The sequence below is a fragment of the Caenispirillum bisanense genome, assembly GCF_900230255.1.
GTDB lineage: Bacteria > Pseudomonadota > Alphaproteobacteria > Rhodospirillales > Rhodospirillaceae > Caenispirillum > Caenispirillum bisanense_A.
On sequence record NZ_OCNJ01000002.1, the window covers coordinates 1 to 17,778 of the forward strand.

Consider the following 17,778-nt stretch of genomic DNA (forward strand, 5'->3'; position numbering starts at 1 on the left):
CCCGTTTCTGGGACGGAAGGCGCGGGTCCCTGTCGATCCGCCGGGCCGTCCTCTCGCTGAACCCGGCCTTGGCGGCCGCGACGTGCTGCGTGTGTTGTCCTCGGTGCTTCATGTAAAGTCTCACCTGATGGTCCGTGATGTGGGTTCCAGGCACCGGCGGTTCTCGTCTTGGCAGTTGAGTTCCGCACAGTGTCTCCCATCACGGCCGTCGGCGGGGTCTATGAAGACCGCGCACCGCATGGGGTGACCTCCGGCCGGGCTACGCCCGCCCTACGGTCACCCCATGCGGACATCGTAGTCGTCGGCAGAGCGGCCATCGTAATCGTCGCTGGATACGAGGGCGCGGTCGGCGCCGATCTCGGTGCCGGCGTACCCATGGAACCGGCCGCCCTGGAACACCGGATGGGTCGCCTTACCCTGTTGCCGCTGCGGGTGGAAGGGTCGGAACAGTGGCCCTTTCAGGTCGACGACGATGAAGCCGTCGCGCACCTGCTTGCCAAAGTGCCACCTGTCGTCCCGGATCGGCTCGAAGTGCGCCCCGCTGATGCGAATGTCCGCATTCTCAACGATCCAACGCGAGTGCGCGTCAATCTCCTCCGGCGACAGGATCTCGCCCTCCTTGGCCGGCCGGGCGGCCTTGTCGATAACCGGCAGGGTGTCCGTCGCGCAGAGGCAGAGGCCGTCGCCGGTGACGATCTCCAGGGAGAACGACGCCGTCTCCCAGTTTCTCGTGGCGGGGGTGTAGGTGGGGACCACCTGCAGGGCCTCTCTGGCCTCGGCGGCGGCGATGAGGCGGTCGGCCAGTTCGGGAGACAGGCTCTGGAAGCTGAGGGCGATGCGGTGGTTCACCTGACCGCGCTGGGGGCGGACATCGTTACGGTAAGCGAAGAGCTTCATGGTCAGACCTCCCGTTCGGCGGCGGAGCCGCTCAGCGCCATCTCACGGCAGACGATGCGGCCGTGGGGCGTCTGGATGGTGTAGGAGAGGGTTCCTGTGAGGGGGCAACGGCTGATGCCGACCACCCAGCCGTAGCGAATGGGGCGCCCCAGCACCGTCACCGGCTGGCCGACTTGATAAGTGGCCGGGGTTTCTGCCGGTGGAGCCACCGGCAGGCCGCGAGCCGCGCGGGCAGCCTGCAGATTGATGATGGTGGCGGTGGATGACATAGGGAGACCTCCCTTGCTTGAATAGCGTCCTGATGTCAGATAATATATCTCACATAAGACATCTGAAGCAAGGTCTTTTATCTCATGTCGGACGAAATATCCATTACGCCCGCGCAGTGCCTGGGTGCTCGCGCCATGCTCGGTTGGACCCGTCAACAACTGGCCGAGCGCGCCAAGGTGGGGGCTGCTACGTTGGCTGACTTTGAGGCAGGGAAGCGCCAGCCGTATGCGCGGACGTTGGCCGACATCCAGGGCGCGCTGGAGGCCGCCGGCATTGTTTTCATCCCAGAGGGACAGCCGAGCCCTGAGGGCGGCGCCGGCGTGCGTCTGAAAGCTGGAGCCTGAGGAGCGAGGGCGCATCATCAGCCTTCTCCCCCGTCCTCAGCCTCGATAGTGACCTTCCAGCGCCGCCCGTCGACGACGACGGTGCGCACCGCCTTTTCCTGTCGTCCCGTCGGCGCGCCCCTGGGCGCGACACTCTGCCGCGCTTGCCGAGCGGCTTCTGCCTCGGCGGCAGCTGGCCCGTGGATCTGCGCGATCTCGTCCAGCGACAACGGCCGCTGTCCCCGGCTCACCAGCAGCGCCTGATGCTCGCGGACGGCCAGCGTGTTGACCTGAAGGCCGGAGCAGCGGGCAGCCTCGGCGTTGTCGCGCGTCCACCGGGGCTGATCGACGACGGGCGGAATGGGGGGCTGTCGCTTGGTCATGCTCCACATCCTTTGTCGACCAAGCGCCGCAGGCTGTGGCACACGGTCTCAGCCAGCTTGGGATGGCGGAGCATGGAGCACAGATAGCCGGCCCGGCGCTTCACCCCCTGTCGTTCCATCACCACCACGGCGGCGGCCAGCGCAGCCCATCCATGCCGAGCAAGAGCCTCGGTCCAGATCCCGCTGGACAGCCCCAGCTCGCGCACGAAAGCGCCCACGGCCGCCGTCAGCCGGTTCAAAGCCGGCCCTGGTGGTCGTGGGCGTTGCAGGTCGATCAGGTCGTGGGGCGAGAGAAGCCCCTGGAGACGCGGTGAGGCATGGAGCATGAGGCTCACCAGCTCGCCGCCGGCACCAGCTTCGGCGCGCTGTACAGAAGCCGTAGGCTTGGGATTTCCACTGTAGGATTTCAGGCGGACGGAAATGTCCTCCATGCCGGACTCAGGTGTCCGGCTGCCGGTACCGGCGTCGTCACGCTCGGCATCGGCCTGGCGCCGGGCTTCACGCCCCTCTTCCGCCACCCACTCGACGGCCTCTCGCAGGTCGGCCAGCCGCGCCGCCACGGGCGCCAGGTCGATCCCCGCCTCGGGGCGGCTGCGGCGGTTGCTGGCGGTGTAGCGGCGGACGATCCAGTGGTTGGCCTCCAGCAGGCTCAGCAGGCGCCGGATGCCGCGCTCGCAGGTCCCCATCATCGCCGCCAACCGGGCGTTGCTCGGCACCACTCGCAGCCTGCCGCGTCGCCATCTGTCGTCGCCGTGGACGTGCTCGACCAGCAGCGCCAGAAGGTGGACCGCTGCAGGCGTCAGCGCCGGCGTCAGCACCTTCACGCCGCGTAGAACCAGGCCGGTCACCGATGCCGTCGTGACACCGGGGGCGCTGGCGCCGCGCGCCGATGCCTCAAGATCTGGAAAGGTATCGGAGCGATTCGCCACTCCCGGCGACCTGCTCCGGCTCGCCCCTGTGGGGGCGCATTGCAATGCCCGTACAGTCATTCATGACCTCCGGGGCAGGAACTTGGCCGCACAAGATCATCGCCATCCTAAGACAGCGTTGACGGGCGCACCGGTATCCGCTAAGAAAGAGGTCTGTTGCATCTCTTCTTTAGCGCTTCGGCGCACCACGAAAAGCGACCCGTTTGCAGACGGGTCGCTTTTTCGTTATCGGCTTGTGCTGAGTTTTTTCATCCCTACCCGAATCGAGGGCTTGTCAGCCCACCGAGCGGCGCCGTATCATTTCGGCGCCGCTGGAATCAGGGTAGTTAAAGGGGTGGTGGAGCTGAGGGGAATCGAACCCCTGACCTCTACAATGCCATTGTAGCGCTCTCCCAACTGAGCTACAGCCCCGTCGTGCCACCGGATCGTTGGGATCACCGGCGGAAGGTGGGCGGAACATAAGGAAGCGCCGCGCCCGAATCAAGCGAAAAATGAAGGGTTTGCGACGGCCTTTTCACAAGGCCGCCGCAGCCCCGGAACGGCCCCTTACGCGGCGGCCAGCGCGTCCATTTCGGCGAGCAGGGCGTCGCCCATTTCCTTGGTGCCGACGCGCGTCGCGCCCGGCTGCATGATGTCGCCGGTGCGGATGCCCTTGTTCAGCACCACCTGGATCGCCTGCTCGATCAGGTCGGCCTCGGCCATCATGTCGAAGCTGTAGCGCAGCATCATGGTGAACGACAGGATGGTCGCCAGCGGGTTCGCCAGGTTCTGGCCGGCAATGTCCGGCGCCGAGCCGTGCACCGGCTCGTACAGCGCATAGCGCTTGCCGGTGGTGGCGTCGGCCGCACCCAGCGAGGCCGACGGCAGCATGCCGAGCGAGCCGGTCAGCATGGCGGCGCAGTCGGACAGGATGTCACCGAACATGTTGGTCGTGACCACCACGTCGAACTGCTTGGGGTTGCGCACCAGCTGCATGGAGGCGTTGTCGACGTACATGTGCGACAGCTCGATCTCCGGGTACTCTTCCTTCTGCAGCTTGATCATCTCCTCGCGCCACAGCACCGTGCATTCCAGCACGTTGGCCTTGTCGACCGAGCAGACGCGCTTGCCGCGCTTCATGGCGAGGTCCATGGCGACGCGGCCGATGCGGGTGATCTCCGGCGTCGTGTAGACCAGCGAGTTGACGCCCTTGCGGGTTCCGTCGGGCAGCGTCTCGATGCCGCGCGGCTGGCCGAAGTAGATGCCGCCGGTCAGCTCGCGCACGATCATGATGTCGAGGCCCTTGACCACCTCGAGCTTGAGCGTCGAGGCCTCGGCCAGCGCGTCGAACACCACGGCGGGGCGCAGGTTGGCGAACAGGCCCAGTTCCTTGCGGATGCCGAGCAGGCCGCGTTCCGGCTTGATGTCGAAGGGCAGGTCGTCCCACTTGGGGCCGCCGACCGCGCCCAGCAGCACGGCGTCGGCCGCCTTGGCCTTCTCCAGCGTGTCGACCGGCAGCGGGCCGCCGGTGGCGTCGATGGCGGCGCCGCCGATGAGGCCTTCGGTCAGCTCGAACTTGGCCTTGCCGGCCTTCTCCAGCCACTGCATGACGCGCACCACCTGCGGCATCACTTCCGGGCCGATGCCGTCGCCGGGCAGGACGAGAACCTTCTTCGTGTCAGCCATGGTGTTCGTTCTCTCTCTCACGGACAGTCTTGGTCTTCGGGGCGCGGGAGGGGGCGTACGGACGGCCCCGGCATGAAAAAGGGGGCTCCGCCGCGCAAAGCCCCCTTCCTGCGATCAGAGCCGCATCAGGCCGCCGTGTTGGCGGCCGGCACCGACCACGGCGCTTCGCGGGTCAGCTTGTCCTCGAAGGCGGTGATCTTGGCGTCCTTCTGGAGGGTCAGGCCGATGTCGTCCAGGCCTTCCAGCAGGCAGTGCTTGCGGAACGGGTCGATGTCGAAGCGGATGACGCCGCCGTCGGGGCCGGTGATCTCCTGCTTCTCCAGGTCGACGGTCACGGTGGCGTTGGCGCCGCGGCTGGCGTCGTCCAGCAGCTTTTCCACCTGCTCCTGCGGCAGGCGGATCGGCAGGGTGCCGTTCTTGAAGCAGTTGTTGTAGAAGATGTCGGCGAAGCTCGGCGCGATGACGCAGCGGAAGCCGAAGTCGAGCAGCGCCCAGGGGGCATGCTCGCGCGACGAGCCGCAGCCGAAGTTGTCGCCCGCCACCAGGATCTTGGCGTTGCGGTAGGCCGGCTTGTTCAGCACGAAGTCGGCGATCTCGGCGCCGGCGTCGTCGTAGCGCATCTCGAAGAACAGGTTCTTGCCGAGACCCGTCCGCTTGATGGTCTTCAGGAACTGCTTGGGGATGATCATGTCGGTGTCGACATTGATCATCGGCAGCGGCGCGGCGACGCCGGTCAGCTTGGTGAACTTTTCCATCGCACGATCATCCCTTCTTGCGCGGCGACCAGGACGCGAGGTCGGCGAAGAAACCGTCCTCGTCCTCGTCGGCCTCGAATTCGATCTCGACGTCGTCGTCATCGCCGTCGCAGGCGGCGAACTCGTCGTCGGCATCGTCCTCGTTGGCGGCCTCGTCGAACAGCAGGTCGGCGGCGGAAAAGGCCGGCCACACGCGGCTCAGCAGCTTTTCCGACACCTCGATCTCCGAGGTGATGAGGTCGTTGACGAAGCGAGCCGTCGGATCCACGAACAGCGGCGCCATCGCGGCCTTGGCCATGGCAGGTACCCTTCTCTCTCTCAATTTTTCACCGGCGCCCTCGGGCGCCGGGCGGGCGCTCCGCGCCCCTGGCTCCCGCGGCGGGGGCCGCGCGGCGCAGGCGCGCCGTGGCAGGGTTTGCCCCCGTCGCCCGGCCGCGTCTTCGGCGGTCCTGAAGCGGCGGGGGCGAAGGTCAGGCCGGAACGGCGTCCACCGCCGGCAGCTTGCGCACGTCGGTCAGGCGGCCGGTGACGGCGGCGGCGGCGGCCATGGCGGGGCTGCACAGGTGGGTGCGTCCGCCGCGGCCCTGACGGCCTTCGAAGTTGCGGTTCGAGGTCGAGGCGCAACGCTCGCCCGGCGCCAGCTTGTCGGCGTTCATGGCGAGGCACATGGAGCACCCCGGCTCGCGCCATTCGAACCCGGCGGCGATGAAGATTTCGTCAAGGCCCTCGGCCTCGGCCTGTTCCTTCACGAGGCCGGAGCCCGGCACCACCATGGCGGAGACGCCGGCGGCCACCTTGCGGCCCTTGGCGATCTCGGCGGCGGCGCGCAGGTCCTCGATGCGGCCGTTGGTGCACGAGCCGATGAAGACGCGGTCGATGGCCACCTCTTCCAGCGGCACGCCGGCCTGCAGGCCCATGTATTCCAGCGAGCGGGCGGCGGCCTTCTGCTTGGCCGGGTCCTTGAAGCTGGCGGGCTGCGGGATGACGGCGCTGATGGGCGCCACGTCTTCCGGGCTGGTGCCCCAGGTGACGTGCGGCTCGATGGCGGCGGCGTCGATCTCGATCTCGACGTCGAACGTCGCACCGGCGTCGGTCTTCAGGGTCTTCCAGTAGGAGACGGCGGCCTCCCACGCGGCGCCCTTGGGCGCCATGGGGCGGCCCTTGAGGTATTCGAAGGTGGTCTCGTCCGGCGCGATCAGGCCGGCGCGAGCGCCCGCCTCAATGGTCATGTTGCAGACCGTCATGCGGCCTTCCATGGACAGCGCCTGGATGGCGTCGCCGGCGTATTCCACCACGTAGCCGGTGCCGCCGGCGGTGCCGAGGCGACCGATGATCGCCAGCACGATGTCCTTGGCGGTGACGCCGGGGCCGACCCGGCCCGTCACGGTCACGCGCATGTTCTTGGCCGGGCTCTGCAGCAGCGTCTGGGTGGCGAGCACGTGCTCGACCTCCGAGGTGCCGATGCCGAAGGCCAGCGCACCGAAGGCGCCGTGGGTGGCGGTGTGGCTGTCACCGCAGACGATGGTGGCGCCCGGCAGGGTGAAGCCCTGCTCCGGCCCGACGATGTGCACCACGCCCTGGCGGATGTCGGTCATGGGGAAGTACGGCACGCCGAAATCGGCGGCGTTCTTCTCCAGCGTCTCCACCTGGATGCGGCTCTCCTCGTCGGCGATGCCCTTGGAGCGGTCGGTGGTCGGCACGTTGTGGTCGGCGACGGCCAGCGTGTTCTGCGGCCGGCGGACCTGGCGACCGGCCGTGCGGAGGCCTTCGAAGGCCTGCGGGCTGGTGACCTCGTGCACCATGTGGCGGTCGATATAGATCAGGCAGGTGCCGTCGTCCTGCACGTCCACCAGGTGGGACTGCCAGATCTTGTCGAAGAGGGTGCGGGGCTCGGCCATCTCCGATCCACTCCAATGTGAGAGTCTGAACGCTGTGATTTCCGCCGGGGCGGAAAAGCGAGCGGAGCATATGAAAACCGGGCGCGCCTGTCCAACGGAGTCGGACCGGACGCGCCCGGTGATACGGAACGGCTGCCGTCGCGATTCACGACGGCAGCCGCTGGCGGGCTTCTCAGCCCTCGGTCTTCTTGGCGCGGAGGTCCTGGTCGACCTGGCGCTCGTGCGCCTTCGCCTTGATGGTCGCCTGGGTGTCCTCGACGATACGGGCCGAACGGCCGCGACGGTCGCGCAGGTAGTACAGCTTCGCGCGGCGAACCTTACCGCGGCGCACCACCTCGATGCGCTCCAGCGCCGGGGAGTACAGCGGGAACACGCGCTCGACGCCTTCGCCGAAGGAGATCTTGCGGACGGTGAACGAGCTGTTGATGCCGGCGTTCTTGCGGGCGATGCACATGCCTTCGTAGGCCTGGGTACGCTCGCGGTTGCCTTCCACGACCTTCACGTGGACGCGCACGGTGTCGCCGGGGGAGAATTCGGGAATGCCGTGCTCGGGGGTGAGCTTGGCGACCTGCTCTTTTTCGAGCTGTTCGATGATGTTCATTGGGATCGACCCTCTTGCTCTTGCTTCTGGGCAGCGACGTAGCGGGACCACAGGTCCGGGCGACGCTGCCGGGTGATGTCCTCCGCCTGGTCCCGACGCCAGGCGTCTATGCGGGCGTGATGCCCGCTCATCAAGACCTCCGGCACCGGGATGCCGTTCCACTCCTGGGGCCGCGTATAGAGCGGATGTTCCAGAAGCCCGGTCTCGAAACTCTCGTGCTCCAGCGACTCGGTCTTGCCGACCACGCCGGGGAGCATGCGCACGACCGCGTCCAGGAGGACGATGGCCGCCGCTTCGCCGCCCGACAGCACGAAGTCGCCGATGCTGATCTCCAGCACGCCGCGGGCCTCCAGCACACGCTGGTCGACCCCTTCGTAGCGGCCGCAGAGAACGGTCACCGCCGGTTCACGCGCCAGGTCCTTCACCAGCGGCTGATCGAGCACCCGGCCCCGCGGGGTCAGGTAGACGATCGGCCCCTCGCCGGGGTACGAGCCTGCGATGGCGGCGTCCACCACGTCGGGACGCATGACCATACCGGCCCCACCCCCGAACGGCGTGTCGTCGACGGTGCGGTGTTTATCGCGCGCGAAAGCCCGGATGTCCACCGTTTCCAACGACCACAGGCCGTCGGCCTGCGCCTTGCCGGCGAGGGAGTGGCCGAGCGGCCCCGGAAACATCTCCGGGAACAGCGTCAGCACCACGGCCCGGAAGGGCGTGCGGGGCTCCGCCGCGTCGCTCATGCCTCGTCCTCGTCGGTGTCGGCCTCGGCCGCGCCGTCGGAGGCCTCGCGGTGGTCTTCGGGCCGCGACTCGTCGATCAGCCCGGCCGGCGGGTCGATGACGAGGCGCCGGGCGGCGATGTCCACCACCGGCACCACGGCGCGGGTGAAGGGCACCAGCACCGGCTTGTGGGTCAGGCCCCCGTCGACCGGCGTCACCTCCAGGATGTCGCCGGCGCCGAAGTCGTAGACCGCGGCCACCGTGCCCACCGTGCCGGAGCCGTCGGCCATCTCGACCGTCAGCCCGACCAGGTCGGCGTGGTAGTACTCGTCGTCCTCCAGCTGCTGCGGCGGCAGGGCCGTGCGCGGCAGATAGAGGCGGGTGCCCTTGAGCGCTTCCGCCGCGTTGCGGTCGGCGACGCCCTTGACGGCGCAGATCACCGTGCCCTTGGCCATGCCCTTGACGCGCAGGGAGAAGGTGCGCTGCCCGCTCTCCGTCTGGACGGGGCCGTAAGCGGCCACGCCTTCGGGTTCGCCGGTGAAGCTCTTCACCTTGACGTCGCCACGGATACCGTGGGCGCCGACGACGACGCCCACCAGCACCCGATCGACAGCCCCATCACCTTGCGCGGCCATGGCCGGTCCCGGAGTCGGCTGGGAAGTACGAGCGGTGCCCACCGATTACTCGGCGGACGCGGCCTCGCCACCGGCAGCCTGTTCGGCGGCGGCAGCGGCGGCGGCGGCCTTCTCGGCGGCCTCGCGCAGACGCTCCTGCGCCTTCGCCTTCGGCTGGTTCTTCTTGGTCTGCTCGGGCACGGCGGCGGCCTCGACCAGGCCGGCCTGCGACAGCAGCTTGCGCAAGCGGTCGGTCGGCTGGGCGCCGCTGGCGATCCAGTACTGGACGCGCTCGGTCTTCAGGACCAGACGGTCGCCGTGCTCGGTCGGCAGGATCGGGTTGTAGGTGCCCAGCTTCTCGATGAAGCGGCCATCGCGCGGGGCGCGGGCGTCGGCGACGACGATGCGGTAGAACGGACGCTTCTTGGCACCGCCACGCGACAGGCGAATCTTCAGGGACATTTACCGGTCTCCAGGTTCACTAACAGACATTGACCAATGGCACGGGAGAGGCTCCCGCACCGGTTCGCGGAGGCACGGCGGCGGCGCGGTCCGAACCCGGACCACGACCGCCGCCGCGCCGTCATTTCTTGCGGCCCTTGTTCATGGCCTTCAGCAGGTCGGGAGGCAGCCCGCCGGGCATGCCCTTGCCGAGCTGCGCCAGGTCCGGCATGCCGCCCTGGCCGCCCTTGGCCTTGCCGCCGCCCATGCCCTGCAGCATCTCCGGCGGCAGCGCGCCCTGCATGCCGGCCGGCGGCATGGCGCCGCCGAACATCTTCGACATGGCGCCCATCAGGCCCTTCTTGCCGCCCATCTTCTTCATGCGCTTCATGACGTCGGCCATCTGCTGATGCTGTTTCAGCAGCTTGTTGACCTCCTGCACCGTGGTGCCGGAGCCTTCCGCCACGCGCTTCTTGCGGCTGGCCTTCAGAAGCTCCGGCGTGCGGCGCTCCTTCTTCGTCATGGACAGGATGATCGCTTCCTGGCGCTTGATCATCTTGTCGTCGATCTTGGCGGCATCGAGCTGCTTCTGCATCTTGCCGATGCCCGGCAGCATGCCGAGGATGCCCTTGATGTCGCCCATCTTCTGGATCTGGCGCAGCTGCGAGAGCATGTCGTCCATGTCGAACTTGCCGTCGAGCAGCTTGGCCGCCATCTTCTCGGCCTCTTCGGCCTCGAAGGTGGCGGCGGCTTTCTCGACCAGGCTGACCACGTCGCCCATGCCCAGGATGCGGCCGGCGATGCGGTCGGCGTGGAAGCCTTCCAGCTGGTCCAGCTTCTCGCCCATGCCGAGCAGCTTGATGGGCTTGCCGGTGATGGCGCGCATGGACAGCGCCGCACCGCCGCGGGCGTCGCCGTCGACGCGGGTCAGCACGATGCCGGTGATGCCGATCTTCTCGTTGAACTCGCGCGCCAGGTTGACGGCGTCCTGGCCGATCATGGCGTCGGTGACGAGCAGCGTCTCGGCCGGGCGGACGGCGTCGCGCACCTGGGCGACCTCGTCCATCAGCTCCTGGTCGATGTGCAGGCGGCCGGCGGTGTCGAGGATGACCACGTCGAAGCCGCCGCGGCGCGCCTCGTCCATGGCGCGGCGGGCGATCTCCACCGGCATCTGGCCGGGAACGATGGGCAGGCTGACCACTTCGGCCTGACCGGCGACCACTTCCAGCTGCTTCTGCGCCGCCGGGCGGTAGACGTCGAGCGAGGCGACCATCACCTTCTTGCGCTCGCGGGTGCGCAGGCGCAGCGCGAGCTTGCCCGAGGTGGTGGTCTTGCCCGAGCCCTGCAGGCCGACCATGAGGATCGGCACCGGCGGGGCGGCGCGCAGGTTGATGGCGCTGTCCTCGTCGTCGGCACCCAGGGTGTCGACCAGCACGTCGTGGACGATCTTGACGACCATCTGGCCCGGGGTGATCGACTTGATCACCTCCTGACCGACGGCGCGCTCCTTCACCTTGGCGACGAAGTCCTTGACCACCGGCAGGGCGACGTCGGCCTCGAGGAGGGCGATGCGCACCTCGCGCATGGCCTCCGAGACGTCGGCCTCCGACAGCGCACCGCGGCCGCGGAGCTTGTCGAAGACGGTGCCGAGCCGGCTGGACAGACTTTCGAACATGCGAACCCTTTATGAAGTCGCGTCGACCAAAGCAGTATCGCGCCAGTGCGCGAACCCTCGCGGACTGGCGTGCCCCCTCGGGAGCCGAAGCCCGAAGCAGCGTGAAGACACACTCCACCCTTGGGGCGAAGGTGACGGTGTAATAGGCCCTCCACGCGCCGGAGTCAAGGGAACCTGCGGGCGAAGAGGCGGGGAACCGGCGGCGGCGGGCGTCCGTTGCTTCGGAACGCAGCAGGAACAGCCACGAGGTCATCCGCCATGACGAACCCCAAGGTCGCAGACGATCGCCAGACCTCCAACCTGGAAAAGGACCCGGAGGACTGGGTGACCGGCGACGAACCCATGACCGGCGCCCAGAAGAGCTACCTGAAGACCCTGAGCGAGGAAGCGGGGGAGCCGTTCGACGACACCCTCACCAAGGCCCACGCCGCCGAACGGATCGAGGCGCTGCGGACGAAGACAGGCCGGGGGCAGTGAGGCGCTGCCCAAAGAAGAAGCGGCGCCCGAGTCGGGCGCCGCTTCTTGACTGGAGTCCGCCGTTTCAGGCGTTCACGGGACCGGGTGAGGGCTTGCGAAGCATATGGCGGTTCCTTTAGCGGGGATTCGGGGTTGATGGTACCAGTGGTGACACTGGTGGTGCAAGGACTTCCATGGCATAGAGCCAGGCGTCCATCTCGTCTGCCGAGAGGTAAGTGTGTGCGTATCCGGTGATCCTCAAGGGCGGGGTATCTTCTGGTACTCCGGCCCGCGCGCACACCGCTTCCTGCAGAATGGCGCGCGACCGCTGCGCCATGGCAACTGCATCCGCCCTCTCTCCTAGAGAGTTATAGCAGCGGCAAAGCGTGTCGTAGCTAGTATGGGCCTGGAACGGCGGATCCTGATCCACCAGCGCCCGGAGGTCGGCGACATGACGGCGGAAGTCATCTTCGTCGATATTTATGTCAGAGTAGCCTCGCTCGCGTGCCTCCCAGCAGTAGTACGCCAGATTGTTGAGGCAGAGCTGCCGGTCCCGGACATCCATGGGCATGGTCAGGGCCTTGGAGGTGCACTCGATCGCGAGCTTGAGGTTCGTTTCCGGTTCCTTCCGCTCCTCCACGGCAACCATGTACAGGGCAAAGCCCAGGTGCCGGTGCAGCGCCGCGTGGATCCAGTGGTCCTGGTCGATCCTCGGGTCGGAGTCTATGACGGCTAATGCCGCCCGGTAACGGTCGACACTGTCGCCGAACCGGTTCTTGCGGCGCAGGACCTGAGCACGGCGGAAACGGGAGACCGCATCGGTCGCGAGTTCCTGCTCGATGCCAGCGTAAATCTGGTCGGCCTCGTCCAGGTTCTGCCGGCTTTCCTCGCCGCCGCCGTCGCCGTGCATGAGGCAGAAGGCGAGCTCGAGACGCAGCCAGTACCGCAGTTCCTGGACGTCTGCCCGTGAGGCGGCGTGCATCCAGCTCGTGCCGCCCTCGACTTCATCGAGGAGCATTCGGAACCGCTTGATGCCGTCTTTGAAGTGCGGGATGCGCTCTGCTCCCTTGACCAATGTCTTCGCGGTGTCGCGCACCTTGAACGCCTCCCGAAGGCGCTCCGCAAAGGCATTCGGCATCCCCCTGATCCTGGCCAAGCGGCTCAACACCGTGTCGGTCGTCTCGATGGGCTTGGTATCGTTGCTTGGCGCTCCGGAATCGGCGCCGGCCATGGCCTGACCGCGGATGACCTCGACGTACTGGATCAGGCCGTCGGTGAGGGCCTTGAGCGCGTTCAGGTGCTTGTCCCACGACGTTGAGTCGATGGCACCCCGGTTGGGCCCGTAGCGCAGTTTGTGGTCAATCTCGCCCCACACCTCTTCGAAGGCGCTGCGGACCTGGAATTCGATGCCCACCACCCGAGAGACGCCGTTGTCGTCGGCGACGTTCAGGTCCATGACGATGTGGACGGATGAGTAGAGCGACGCCTTGGTCTCTCGTGCATAGATCTGGCGCAGGTCGCACTCGTCCACGACCTTCTCGACCTCCAGCTCAATCGATAGCGGGTCCGATACGGGGCGCGAACCGTAGAACCTGATCTCCCGCACAGTCGGAAACAGGGCGTCGGCGTGGTCGCCCACATAGTGCAGGAGTTGCCGCAGAGCCGCAGCGACGTCGCTCTGGAACAATGCGATAAGGCGAAAACCGCAGGCGTCGGTGATATGGTCCACCGAATACTCGGGGCGGCCGGCCCGGCGACGCTCCAGAACTTTTTCGACGATCCGATTGGGACGCTTGAGACGGTCTTTCATGTGGTAGCAGACGACCCGAAGCCGTTGATCGTCCTCCAGCGTCGACACGATCTTTCGGTGTGGCTCCTTCAGGCATTCCAGAAGGCTCAGCGCCTCGAACTTTATCTGATCGGCTTCAGTCATGCCCCGCCCCCATTTATGCGCTTTCGTCGCGAGCGCACCTCTATAAAGCATGATAATGACATTATGCAACCAGCAATGCAGTCTGACCATGAAAGCTATAGATAACTACATCCACCCCCACGGCCTCCTTCTCCGCGGTGCCCTGCACCCGCCCGAAGGCGGCACCGTCGTGCTGGTGGGGAACGCCGGGCCGGGCCTGTGGCAGGCCTTTGCCCGCGCTCGCCGTGCCGAAGACCGGCCGCACGAGTTGGATGCCTGGACGCGGCGGGTGATGGAGCCCGTCGCCGCCGCGGTGGGCGCGCGGGTGGTGTTTCCGTTCGAGGGGCCGCCCTACCACCCGTTCCAGCGCTGGGCCATGGCGGCGGAGGGGTTGAAGCCGTCGCCTGTGGGCGTGCTGATGCATCCCGTCTTCGGCCTGTGGCACGCCTATCGCGCCGCGCTGCTGTTCGACGCACGGCTGCCGCTACCGGAGTCCGCGCCCGCGCCGCATCCCTGCGACTCCTGCGACGCCAAACCCTGCCTGAGCGCCTGTCCGGTCGGCGCCTTCACCGCCGGCGGCTACGATGTCGCCGCCTGCCGGGCGCATGTGCGGTCGGCGGCGGGGGAGGCCTGCCGTGCGGGTGGGTGCCTGGCGCGCCATGCCTGTCCGGTGGGCGAGGCTTACGCGCCCGGGCAGGCGGCCTTCCACATGGCGGCCTTCGCCGGGCTCAGCTGAAGGTGGGGATGCGCTTCACGGTCACCGGCGGCGTTTCCACCTTGGCCGCCACGATGAGGATGAGGCTGACCGGCTCGCCCTCCGCCGGGGCCGCCGGCAGCACCAGGCGCTGCCAGACCTGGTCCTCGCCGCCGAACTGCGCCTTGTAGCTGCGCCACACCGGGCTGCGACGCTCCGTCGCCGTGGCGAACTCGTACTCGATGAGTTGGCGCTGCCCGGCCGGCAGGGTGCTTTCCGGGATGCTGTCGAGCGCGAGGCCGGTGAGGTCGGTCTTGAAGGCCGCCCGCAGCGCCGGCCCGTACCAGCGGTACCAGTAGGTGCCGTCGCGCCGCTCGATGATGACGGCGTTGGGACGCCAGCGGGCGAGGTCGACGCGCAGCACGTCGGCGACCAGCGGCAGCCCCTGGTCCCAGCCGAGGGCCTGCCACAGGGCGTAGAGGTCCCGCAGCGGCGGGATCATCGAGTCGATGACGCTCTGCTTCAGCATGACCTCCGGTCTACGACCTTCGGTCACGTCCGCCAAGCTGTGCAAAGGTGTATGGCACGCGGGAAAGGCGTGCGGCGCGGTCATTCCGGCCGGTGCGGCCGCTCCGGTGCCCCCTCGGGCGCGAAGTCGCTGCGGCCGACGCTGCGGCGCTGCGCCTCCAGCGCCCAGACCACCGAGGGAAAGGCCAGGTCGTCCCACGGGATCTCGTCCCACGTCAGCAGCGCCACCTCCAGGCTCTCGGGGCCGGCGGCGTGGTCGGCGTCGATCATTTCGGCGCGATAGATGAGGTGCACCTGGCTGATGTGGGTCAGGCTGTAGACGCCGAGCAGCGGCCCCACCGTCACCCGCGCCCGCGCTTCCTCCCACACCTCGCGGGCGGCGCCGGCCTCGGCCGTCTCGTTCAGTTCCATGAAGCCGGCCGGGATGGTCCAGAAGCCCTTGCGCGGCTCGATGGCGCGGCGGGCCAGCAGGTAGCGGTCGCCGTGGGTGACGACGGCGCCGACGATGATCTTGGGGTTCTCGTAAGCGATGAAGCCGCAGTCGTCGCACACCAGGCGCAGCCGTTCGTCGCCGGCGGGCACGCGCTCCACCACGGGGCCGCGCGGCGCGTCGGTCAGGTCGCTCATGGAGGGGGTCCGTTCGCTGCCGGTCATGGGCTTCAATGTGCGCGCCCCTCCCGCCGGGGGCAAGGCCCCGTGTGCGGCGCAAAGGAAAACGGCGCCGGATCGCTCCGACGCCGTTTCCTGCTCTGAAGGAGGCCGCCGAAGCGACCCACCACATCCGGATTACTGGATGCGGATCATCACGCGACGGTTCTGCGGCTCGCGCGCACCGTCGGCGGTCGGGACCAGCGGCTGCGACTCGCCCTCGGCGTCGAGCGCCATGGCCGAACGCGGCACGCCCTGGCTTTCCAGGTAGGCGGCGACGGCTTCGGCGCGGCGCATGGACAGGCGCTCGTTGTACTGGTCGCTGCCGGCGCGGTCGGTGTGACCGGTGACGTTGATCACCGCCGGACGGTTGTTGGAGGCGGTGGAGGCGGCCTGATTGAGGACCGACTGCGCTTCCGGGGTCAGGTTGGCGCGGTCGAACTCGAAGAACACCAGGTAGTCACGCGGGGCCGGGCGCTGGGCCACCGGCTCGGGCTGCGGCGCCGGGGCCGGCGCGGCGGCCGGCGGCGGCGGGGCCGGCGGGGCACCGAAGGTGTAGCGCACGCCGAGCATGACGGTGTGGTTCTGGTATTCGGAGTCGTAGCTGGTGCCGGCGGTGGCGCCGCTCAGTTCCAGGTCCGGGGCGCTGAAGTAGCGGTAGTCCAGCGTCAGGTCGACGTTGTCGCTGATGCCGTAGGCGGCACCGGCGATGCCCTGCCACGCCCAGGAGATGTCGCCGTCGTCGGTGATGGCGCCGGCGCTGTTGCGCCAGTTTTCCGCCTCGACGCGGGCCAGACCGATACCGGCGCCCAGGTAGGGCTTCAGGCCGATGCCGAAGTCGAAGTCGTACAGCACGTTGGCCATGGTGGCGAGCGCGTTGGCCGAGCCGGCGCCGTTCACGGCGCCCGGCGTGGTGATGCCGTCGACGCCGGTGTCGCGGTACGAGAACTCGAGTTCCGTACGCAGGCCGTTACCCCAGGCGTAACCGCCGGCGATCATGGCGGCCCAGCCGTTGTCGAACTCGACTTCGCCGCTGGTGGCGGCGGTCGGGCCGTCGAGGTCGGAGTCCTCGGGAATCACGAGGCCGGCGCCGAGGGCGACGTACGGGCCCTCGGACTGGGCGAGGGCGGGGGTGCCGGCGGCGGCAGCGAGCGCGATGGCGCTGACCGCGAGGGCGAGGGAACGCTTCATGACGCGGACCTTCCTTCTATCATCCCGTTGTGTCGTGGCGGCCACAGGGGAAAGGTGTGGCGGCCACAAGGGCGCAATGTTCTGGAGCCAAGGGTGTGCCTGAAACACGGCGCAAATCAAGGACTGGAACGGTTCTGAAGGCCGCTGCGGCGGGGCCCGATCGCGTTTTCCCGGGTGATGTTGCCGCGGTGCAACAGCTTCGTGGCGAAAATACGCCGAACGGGCGGCCGGGACTACACCGAAAGAAGAAGGGGCGCCGTCGCCGACGCCCCTGTCGCAGGACTGCCGTGGCGGTCGCCCCGGATCAGCGCGGCTCGAGGCGGATGGCGCCGTCGAGGCGGATGACCGTGCCGTTCAGCATGCGGTTGCCGCAGATGGACAGCACCAGCTCGGCGTATTCCTCGGGCTTGCCGAGGCGCTTCGGGTAGAGCGTCTTGGCCAGCAGGGCGTCCAGCACGTCCTGCGGCAGGCCGCCGAACATCGGCGTCTCGAAGATGCCCGGCGCGATGCACATGACGCGCACGCCCTTGGGCGCGAACTCGCGCGCCGCCGGCAGGGTCAGCGACGCGACGCCGCCCTTGGACGCCGAATAGGCGGCCTGGCCGAACTGGCCCTCGAAGGCGGCGACCGAGGTGGTGTTGACGATGACGCCGCGCTCGCCGTCCTCCAGCGGATCCAGGGCGAGCATGTCGGCGGCCGCCTGGCTCATGACGTTGAAGGTGCCGATCAGGTTGATCTGAATGACGCGCGAGAAGGCGCCCAGGTCCATGGCGCCTTCCTTGCCGACGATGCGGGCACCGTGGACGACGCCGGCGCAGTTGACGGCGATGCGGGCCGGGCCGTGCGCCTCGCGGCCCTTGGCGATGGCCTCCTTCACCGAGGCGGCGTCGGTGACGTCGCAGGCGGCGGCGAGCCCGCCGATCTCCTCGGCGACGGCGGCCAGCTTGTCGGCGTTGAGGTCGAGCAGCGTGACCTTGGCGCCGGCGGCGGCCAGCGCCGTGGCGGTGGCGCGGCCGAGACCCGAAGCGGCTCCGGTGACGACGGCGGCCTGCCCCTTCACGTTCATTGTATTCCTCCCGATGAGTTTTGCGCTTAAAGCGAAGGCGGATTGCATACCAGATTCGCCCCGCAGCCGGAAGCCGCGTGCGGCGTGGGGGTTCCGTCCGCCCGGGACCGGCG

At 68.2% G+C, this 17,778-nt stretch carries 21 protein-coding genes, 1 tRNA gene and 1 pseudogene; 3 read left to right on the forward strand and 20 right to left on the reverse strand.

Annotated elements, in window-relative coordinates:
• From CRP50_RS26455 to CRP50_RS04400, 3 genes and pseudogenes are all read right to left on the reverse strand, one after another.
• Positions 1 to 190: pseudogene (locus tag CRP50_RS26455) on the reverse strand (IS21 family transposase); the annotation flags it as partial.
• An 86-nt stretch (positions 191 to 276) separates the two neighbouring features.
• On the reverse strand, positions 277 to 897 hold the full coding sequence (locus CRP50_RS04395) for a hypothetical protein (RefSeq protein WP_097277797.1): 621 nt from the start codon (positions 895 to 897) through the stop codon (positions 277 to 279).
• Positions 898 to 899: 2 nt separating this feature from the next.
• The gene (locus CRP50_RS04400) at positions 900 to 1,166 is read right to left on the reverse strand and encodes a hypothetical protein (protein WP_097277798.1); all 267 of its coding nucleotides are present in this window, start codon (positions 1,164 to 1,166) and stop codon (positions 900 to 902) included.
• Between the two features lie 84 nt (positions 1,167 to 1,250).
• Here CRP50_RS04400 and CRP50_RS04405 point away from each other — a divergent pair, with 84 nt between their 5' ends.
• The gene (locus CRP50_RS04405; protein ID WP_176525022.1) at positions 1,251 to 1,511 is read left to right on the forward strand and encodes a helix-turn-helix domain-containing protein; all 261 of its coding nucleotides are present in this window, start codon (positions 1,251 to 1,253) and stop codon (positions 1,509 to 1,511) included.
• A 17-nt stretch (positions 1,512 to 1,528) separates the two neighbouring features.
• Here the strand turns inward: CRP50_RS04405 and CRP50_RS04410 are convergent, their stop codons facing one another.
• From CRP50_RS04410 to ffh, 12 genes are all read right to left on the reverse strand, one after another.
• Positions 1,529 to 1,873, reverse strand: a complete 345-nt coding sequence (locus CRP50_RS04410) for a hypothetical protein (protein ID WP_097277799.1) — start codon at positions 1,871 to 1,873, stop codon at positions 1,529 to 1,531.
• Positions 1,870 to 2,802 carry a helix-turn-helix domain-containing protein gene (locus CRP50_RS04415; RefSeq protein WP_176525023.1) on the reverse strand — a complete coding sequence of 311 codons (933 nt, stop codon included), beginning with the start codon at positions 2,800 to 2,802 and terminating at the stop codon, positions 1,870 to 1,872. Before CRP50_RS04415 ends, CRP50_RS04410 begins: the two co-directional genes overlap by 4 nt.
• A 335-nt stretch (positions 2,803 to 3,137) precedes the next feature.
• A tRNA-Ala gene (locus CRP50_RS04420) sits at positions 3,138 to 3,213 on the reverse strand.
• A 135-nt stretch (positions 3,214 to 3,348) separates the two neighbouring features.
• Positions 3,349 to 4,467, reverse strand: a complete 1,119-nt coding sequence (gene leuB, locus CRP50_RS04425; RefSeq protein WP_097277801.1) for a 3-isopropylmalate dehydrogenase — start codon at positions 4,465 to 4,467, stop codon at positions 3,349 to 3,351.
• A 125-nt stretch (positions 4,468 to 4,592) separates the two neighbouring features.
• The gene (gene leuD / locus CRP50_RS04430; RefSeq protein WP_097277802.1) at positions 4,593 to 5,222 is read right to left on the reverse strand and encodes a 3-isopropylmalate dehydratase small subunit; all 630 of its coding nucleotides are present in this window, start codon (positions 5,220 to 5,222) and stop codon (positions 4,593 to 4,595) included.
• A gap of 7 nt (positions 5,223 to 5,229) precedes the next feature.
• Complete coding sequence (locus tag CRP50_RS04435; protein ID WP_097277803.1) at positions 5,230 to 5,520, reverse strand: hypothetical protein; 291 nt, start codon at positions 5,518 to 5,520, stop codon at positions 5,230 to 5,232.
• A 172-nt stretch (positions 5,521 to 5,692) separates the two neighbouring features.
• The gene (gene leuC, locus CRP50_RS04440; RefSeq protein WP_097277804.1) at positions 5,693 to 7,120 is read right to left on the reverse strand and encodes a 3-isopropylmalate dehydratase large subunit; all 1,428 of its coding nucleotides are present in this window, start codon (positions 7,118 to 7,120) and stop codon (positions 5,693 to 5,695) included.
• A gap of 172 nt (positions 7,121 to 7,292) precedes the next feature.
• On the reverse strand, positions 7,293 to 7,721 hold the full coding sequence (gene rplS / locus CRP50_RS04445) for a 50S ribosomal protein L19 (RefSeq protein ID WP_097277805.1): 429 nt from the start codon (positions 7,719 to 7,721) through the stop codon (positions 7,293 to 7,295).
• Positions 7,718 to 8,461, reverse strand: coding sequence for a tRNA (guanosine(37)-N1)-methyltransferase TrmD (trmD, locus tag CRP50_RS04450; RefSeq protein WP_097277806.1), 744 nt, complete (start codon positions 8,459 to 8,461; stop codon positions 7,718 to 7,720). Before trmD ends, rplS begins: the two co-directional genes overlap by 4 nt.
• Complete coding sequence (rimM, locus tag CRP50_RS04455) at positions 8,458 to 9,075, reverse strand: ribosome maturation factor RimM (RefSeq protein ID WP_097277807.1); 618 nt, start codon at positions 9,073 to 9,075, stop codon at positions 8,458 to 8,460. Before rimM ends, trmD begins: the two co-directional genes overlap by 4 nt.
• A gap of 45 nt (positions 9,076 to 9,120) precedes the next feature.
• Positions 9,121 to 9,516, reverse strand: coding sequence for a 30S ribosomal protein S16 (gene rpsP / locus CRP50_RS04460; RefSeq protein WP_097277808.1), 396 nt, complete (start codon positions 9,514 to 9,516; stop codon positions 9,121 to 9,123).
• A 121-nt stretch (positions 9,517 to 9,637) separates the two neighbouring features.
• On the reverse strand, positions 9,638 to 11,170 hold the full coding sequence (gene ffh / locus CRP50_RS04465) for a signal recognition particle protein (RefSeq protein WP_097277809.1): 1,533 nt from the start codon (positions 11,168 to 11,170) through the stop codon (positions 9,638 to 9,640).
• A gap of 258 nt (positions 11,171 to 11,428) precedes the next feature.
• Between ffh and CRP50_RS04470 the strand changes: the two genes are divergently transcribed.
• A complete protein-coding gene (locus tag CRP50_RS04470) occupies positions 11,429 to 11,647 on the forward strand; it encodes a DUF3072 domain-containing protein (RefSeq protein ID WP_097277810.1) in 219 nt (72 codons plus the stop codon).
• 115 nt (positions 11,648 to 11,762) lie between these two features.
• On the opposite strand, the gene CRP50_RS04475 is transcribed toward CRP50_RS04470, so the two are convergent.
• Positions 11,763 to 13,559, reverse strand: a complete 1,797-nt coding sequence (locus CRP50_RS04475) for a hypothetical protein (protein WP_176525024.1) — start codon at positions 13,557 to 13,559, stop codon at positions 11,763 to 11,765.
• 88 nt (positions 13,560 to 13,647) lie between these two features.
• Here CRP50_RS04475 and CRP50_RS04480 point away from each other — a divergent pair, with 88 nt between their 5' ends.
• Positions 13,648 to 14,274, forward strand: a complete 627-nt coding sequence (locus CRP50_RS04480; RefSeq protein ID WP_245913364.1) for a ferredoxin — start codon at positions 13,648 to 13,650, stop codon at positions 14,272 to 14,274.
• Here CRP50_RS04480 and CRP50_RS04485 read toward each other — a convergent pair.
• From CRP50_RS04485 to CRP50_RS04500, 4 genes are all read right to left on the reverse strand, one after another.
• On the reverse strand, positions 14,267 to 14,761 hold the full coding sequence (locus CRP50_RS04485; RefSeq protein WP_097277812.1) for a hypothetical protein: 495 nt from the start codon (positions 14,759 to 14,761) through the stop codon (positions 14,267 to 14,269). The two genes, CRP50_RS04480 and CRP50_RS04485, sit on opposite strands and share 8 nt — an antisense overlap.
• Before the next feature lie 80 nt (positions 14,762 to 14,841).
• The gene (locus CRP50_RS04490) at positions 14,842 to 15,387 is read right to left on the reverse strand and encodes an NUDIX hydrolase (protein ID WP_097277813.1); all 546 of its coding nucleotides are present in this window, start codon (positions 15,385 to 15,387) and stop codon (positions 14,842 to 14,844) included.
• Positions 15,388 to 15,546: 159 nt separating this feature from the next.
• Positions 15,547 to 16,599, reverse strand: coding sequence for an OmpA family protein (locus CRP50_RS04495; RefSeq protein ID WP_097277814.1), 1,053 nt, complete (start codon positions 16,597 to 16,599; stop codon positions 15,547 to 15,549).
• 304 nt (positions 16,600 to 16,903) lie between these two features.
• A complete protein-coding gene (locus CRP50_RS04500; RefSeq protein WP_097277815.1) occupies positions 16,904 to 17,665 on the reverse strand; it encodes an SDR family NAD(P)-dependent oxidoreductase in 762 nt (253 codons plus the stop codon).
• Positions 17,666 to 17,778 lie beyond the last annotated feature (113 nt).